This window comes from Micrococcus sp. HMSC31B01, assembly GCF_001816085.1.
Lineage (GTDB): Bacteria > Actinomycetota > Actinomycetes > Actinomycetales > Micrococcaceae > Micrococcus > Micrococcus luteus.
This window is the reverse complement of record NZ_KV825058.1, coordinates 1-4,335: the sequence shown is the minus strand read 5'-3', so window position 1 is coordinate 4,335 and position 4,335 is coordinate 1. Positions and strand designations below refer to the sequence as shown.

The following is a 4,335-nucleotide window of genomic DNA, read 5'->3' as shown; positions in this document are numbered from 1 at the left end:
GCCCGCCTCCCCTCGGGGAGGCGGGCCGCCGTGTCTGCGCGGGTCAGCGCGTCAGCGGACCCTCGTCACCCAGCGGGGTGGACGGGTCCGAGATGGTGTCCGGCTCGGCACCGTGGCGGGCCGCCGAGGTGATGTTGTCGTTGTTGGACTCGGTCACGCGATCTTCGCGGACGTCGTTCTTCTTGTCGTTGCCCTGCATGGCATCCTCCACCTTCGTCGTGGCCTTCTGCACCGGATCGGACTTCTTCACCTCAGCGAACTTCTGCTGGGCGGTCTCCTGGACCTGGCCGACCTTCTCCTGGGTCTTGGGGTCGTTCCAGAGCTTCTGGGCGTTCTGGGTCATCTTCTCGAGGTTCTTGCGGCCCTCGGCGGAGCCGAGCAGGTAGCCGAGTGCGGCGCCGAGGCCCAGGGTGATGAGGCGCATGGGTGGTCTCCTTCATGTGTCGGGACCGCGCCGACCCTCTTGGACGGGCCGGGCGGCGCGCTGGCGCGCTGTCCTGGGATCACTCTGGTCATCGGAGCCCGCCGCGTCAACGACTGAGGCGCACGGCCGTGCGAGGGTCGGCGGCGTTCGTCCCCGCCGTCCCGCCCCACGACGACGGCCGCCCACCCCGGAGGTGAGCGGCCGTCGTCGTGCCGGGGCCCGTGGGCCCACGGGGTCAGCCGAAGTGCTTCGGCAGGGTGGCCTCCCAGGCCTCGCGCAGCTCCGCGATCGGCAGGGTGAAGGCGTCCTGGACCTCGAGGGCCGCGGAGTCGGCGTCCACCACGCCGATGCGCACGGCCGCGTAGCCGCGGGCCGTGGTCATGTCCGTGAACCGGACCTCCTCGGTGCGGGGCACGGCCACGACGGCGCGCGCCTGCGTCTCGGAGAACAGTGCGGTGAACAGGTCCACGCCGGCGCGGCGCAGCACCTCGTCCAGCACCACGCGGGCGCCCACGCCGAAGCGCAGCACCATCTCGGACAGGGTGGCCGCGAGGCCGCCGCCGGAGACGTCGTGGGCGGCGTCGATCATGCCGTCCCGGGACATGTTGACCAGCAGCTCGCCGAGCAGGCGCTCCTTCTTCAGGTCGACCTTCGGGGGCAGGCCGCCGAGGTGGCCGCGCAGGCGCGCGAACTCGGAGCCGTCCAGCTCGTCCGCGGTCTCGCCCAGCAGGTAGATCGCCTGGCCGTCCGCGTCCGGGGCGAAGCCGGACGGGGTGCGGCGCAGGACGTCGTCGAGCTGGCCGAGCACCGCCACCGTGGGGGTGGGGTGGATCGGGGTGCTGCCCGTCTGGTTGTACAGGGACACGTTGCCGCCGGTCACCGGGATGCCGAGGGTCTGGCAGCCGTCCGCCAGGCCGCGCACGGCCTCCGCGAACTGCCACATCACGTCCGGGTCCTCGGGGGAGCCGAAGTTCAGGCAGTCGGAGACGGCCAGGGGCACGGCCCCGGCGGTGGTGACGTTGCGGTACGCCTCGGCCAGGGAGGCCTGCGCGCCCGTGTACGGGTCCAGGTAGGTGAACCGGTCGTTGCAGTCCGTGGCCAGGGCCACGCCTATGCCGGTCTCCTCGTCCACGCGCACCACACCCGCGTCGTCCGGGGCCGCCAGGGCGGTGTTGCCGCGGACGTAGCGGTCGTACTGGCGGGTGATCCAAGAGGTGTCCGCCAGGTTCGGGGAGCTCATCAGCTCCACGACGGCGGCGCGCAGCTCCTCGCCCGTGGCGGGCAGGTCCTGACCGGCCTCGGAGGAGCGGAACGTGTCCGCCTGGAGCTCGTCCTGCCAGGCCGGACGCGCGTACGGGCGCTCGTAGACCGGGCCGTCGTGGGCCACGGTGCGCGGGTCCACGTCGACGATGACCTCGCCGTCCCAGGTGATGATCAGGCGGCCGTCGCCGGTGACCTCGCCCAGCCAGGAGTACTCGACGTCCCACTTTGCCATGACGGCCTCGAACGCGGCGACGTTCTCCGGCGTCACCACGGCCATCATGCGCTCCTGCGACTCGGACATGAGGATCTCGCCCGGGGTCAGCGTGGAGTCGCGCAGCAGCACGTCGGTCAGCTCCACGCGCATGCCGCCCTCGCCGTTGGAGGCGAGCTCGGAGGTGGCGCAGGAGATGCCGGCGGCGCCGAGGTCCTGGATGCCCTCGACGAGGGAGTCGCGGAACAGCTCGAGGCAGCACTCGATGAGCACCTTCTCGGAGAAGGGGTCGCCGACCTGCACCGAGGGGCGCTTGGCGGGCTTGCCGTCGCCGTCGAAGGACTCGGAGGCCAGCACGGAGGCGCCGCCGATCCCGTCACCGCCGGTGCGGGCGCCGAACAGAACTACCTTGTTGCCCACGCCGGAGGCGTTGGCCAGACGCAGGTCCTCGTGCTTGAGCACGCCCACGGCGAGGGCGTTGACGAGCGGGTTGCCCTGGTAGATCGGGTCGAAGCGGGTCTCGCCGCCGATGTTCGGCAGGCCCAGGGAGTTGCCGTAGCCGCCGATGCCGGCCACCACGCCGTGGAACACGCGGGCGGTGTCCGGGTGGTCGATCGCGCCGAAGCGCAGCGGGTCCATCACGGCCACCGGGCGGGCACCCATGGAGATGATGTCGCGCACGATGCCGCCGATGCCCGTGGCCGCGCCCTGGTAGGGCTCCACGTAGGAGGGCGAGTTGTGGGACTCGACCTTGAACGTCACGGCCCAGCCGTCACCGAGGTCGGTCACGCCGGCGTTCTCGCCGATGCCCACCATCATGTGCTGCTTCATCTCGTCGGTGAGCTTCTCGCCGAACTGGCGCAGGTGCACCTTAGAGGACTTGTACGAGCAGTGCTCGGACCACATGACCGAGTACATGGCCAGCTCGGCCGCGGTGGGGCGGCGGCCGAGGATCTTCTTGATCTCGGCGTACTCGTTCTCCTTCAGGCCCAGCTCGGCCCAGGGCTGCTCGACGTCCGGCGTCGCCTGGGCGTCCGCGACCGTCTCGATGTTGAACTGCTGGCTCATGCATGGCCTCCACGGCTGGCGAGGGTGGTCAGGACGGAGGTGAAGAAGCCGAGGCCGTCCACGCCGGAGCGGGGGCCGGCGGCGGTGTCCGGGCCGAAGCCCGTCTCCACGGCGTGCTCCGGGTGCGGCATCAGACCGACGACGTTGCCGGCCGGGTTCGCGATGCCCGCGATGTCCCGGCGCGAGCCGTTCGGGTTCCAGCCCTGATAGCGGAACACCACGCGGCCCTCGGCCTCGAGGGCGTCGAGGGTCGTCTCGTCCGCCACGTACTGGCCGTCCTGGTTCTTCAGGGGCACGGTGATGGTCTGGCCCTGCTCGAAGTCGCGGGTCCACACGGTGTCCGTGCTCTCCACGACCAGCTCCTGGTCGCGGCAGATGAAGTGCAGGTGGTCGTTCTTGACCATCGAGCCCGGCAGCAGGTGCGACTCGGTGAGGATCTGGAAGCCGTTGCAGATGCCGAGCACCGGCAGGCCGTCCGCGTCGCCCTCGGGGCCGCCGGCCGCCGTCGCCACCGCGTCCATCATGGGGGCGAAGCGCGCGATCGCGCCGGCGCGCAGGTAGTCGCCGTAGGAGAAGCCGCCCGGGATCACGACGGCGTCCACGCCGGCGAGTGTCCGCTGCGGGTCCGCGTCGGCGTGCCACAGGGAGACGGGCTCGGCGCCGGCGAGGCGGACGGCGCGCAGCGCGTCCACGTCGTCCAGGGTGCCGGGGAAGGTGATGACGCCGATGCGCGCGCCGCTGAGCGGCGTCGTCGGCGTCGAGTAGTCGCCGATGAGGGGGAGCTCGGTCATCGGGCGCCCTCGGCCTCGTCCAGGACGGCCACGTTCACGACGTCCTCGATGACGGGGTTGGACAGCATCTCCTCGGCGGCCGTGCGGGCCTGGGCGAGGATCTCGTCGGTGACCTCGCCCTCCACGGTGAGCTCGAAGCGCTTGCCCTGGCGGACCTGGCTGAACTCGGTGAAGCCGAGGCGGGGCAGGGCCCCGTTGATCGCCTTGCCCTGCGGATCGAGGATCTCGGGCTTGGGCATGACGTCGACGACGATGATGGGCATGAACACGCTCCTGGGTGCGGGACGATGCCGCGGAGCAGGACGGTGTAGATGCCGTCTCACGCCCGGCCCTGGGCGCTCCGCGTGCTTGCCCGGCCAGTCTACTCGGCCGCCCGGACGCGGGATCGTGGGTGTGATGGGGGCGGCACGCGGCAGCCGGCCCGGCGTAGCCTGGCGGCATGAGACCTCAGCAGACCCGTATGTCCCCGCTCGGCCGACGCCGGCCGATCAGCCCGCTCGGCCCCGCGCTGCTCGCCGCGGCGGCCGGCGTCGTGCTGACGGGAGTGCGCCGCATCAAGGCCCGCTCCGCCCGGCGTC

4 protein-coding genes are annotated in these 4,335 nt (G+C 71.7%); all 4 read right to left on the bottom strand.

What is annotated here, in order from left to right; all coding sequences use genetic code 11:
* Nucleotides 1-43: 43 nt before the first annotated feature.
* Complete coding sequence (locus HMPREF3105_RS04640) at nt 44-424, bottom strand: YtxH domain-containing protein (RefSeq protein WP_044658681.1); 381 nt, start codon at nt 422-424, stop codon at nt 44-46.
* A gap of 235 nt (nt 425-659) precedes the next feature.
* Nucleotides 660-2,966, bottom strand: coding sequence for a phosphoribosylformylglycinamidine synthase subunit PurL (gene purL / locus HMPREF3105_RS04635; RefSeq protein ID WP_041103643.1), 2,307 nt, complete (start codon nt 2,964-2,966; stop codon nt 660-662).
* Nucleotides 2,963-3,757, bottom strand: a complete 795-nt coding sequence (gene purQ, locus HMPREF3105_RS04630) for a phosphoribosylformylglycinamidine synthase subunit PurQ (RefSeq protein WP_070708867.1) — start codon at nt 3,755-3,757, stop codon at nt 2,963-2,965. The genes purL and purQ overlap by 4 nt, the downstream gene beginning before the upstream one ends.
* Nucleotides 3,754-4,020 carry a phosphoribosylformylglycinamidine synthase subunit PurS gene (gene purS / locus HMPREF3105_RS04625; protein WP_002856633.1) on the bottom strand — a complete coding sequence of 89 codons (267 nt, stop codon included), beginning with the start codon at nt 4,018-4,020 and terminating at the stop codon, nt 3,754-3,756. Before purS ends, purQ begins: the two co-directional genes overlap by 4 nt.
* Nucleotides 4,021-4,335: the final 315 nt, after the last annotated feature.

Bases quoted from the DNA above. Each gene is read 5' to 3' on its own strand.
- HMPREF3105_RS04640 (WP_044658681.1), bottom strand. From the start codon at position 424: ATGCGCCTCATCACCCTGGGCCTCGGCGCCGCACTCGGCTACCTGCTC.
- purQ (WP_070708867.1), bottom strand. From the start codon at position 3,757: ATGACCGAGCTCCCCCTCATCGGCGACTACTCGACGCCGACGACGCCG.
- purL (WP_041103643.1), bottom strand. From the start codon at position 2,966: ATGAGCCAGCAGTTCAACATCGAGACGGTCGCGGACGCCCAGGCGACG.
- purS (WP_002856633.1), bottom strand. From the start codon at position 4,020: ATGCCCATCATCGTCGTCGACGTCATGCCCAAGCCCGAGATCCTCGAT.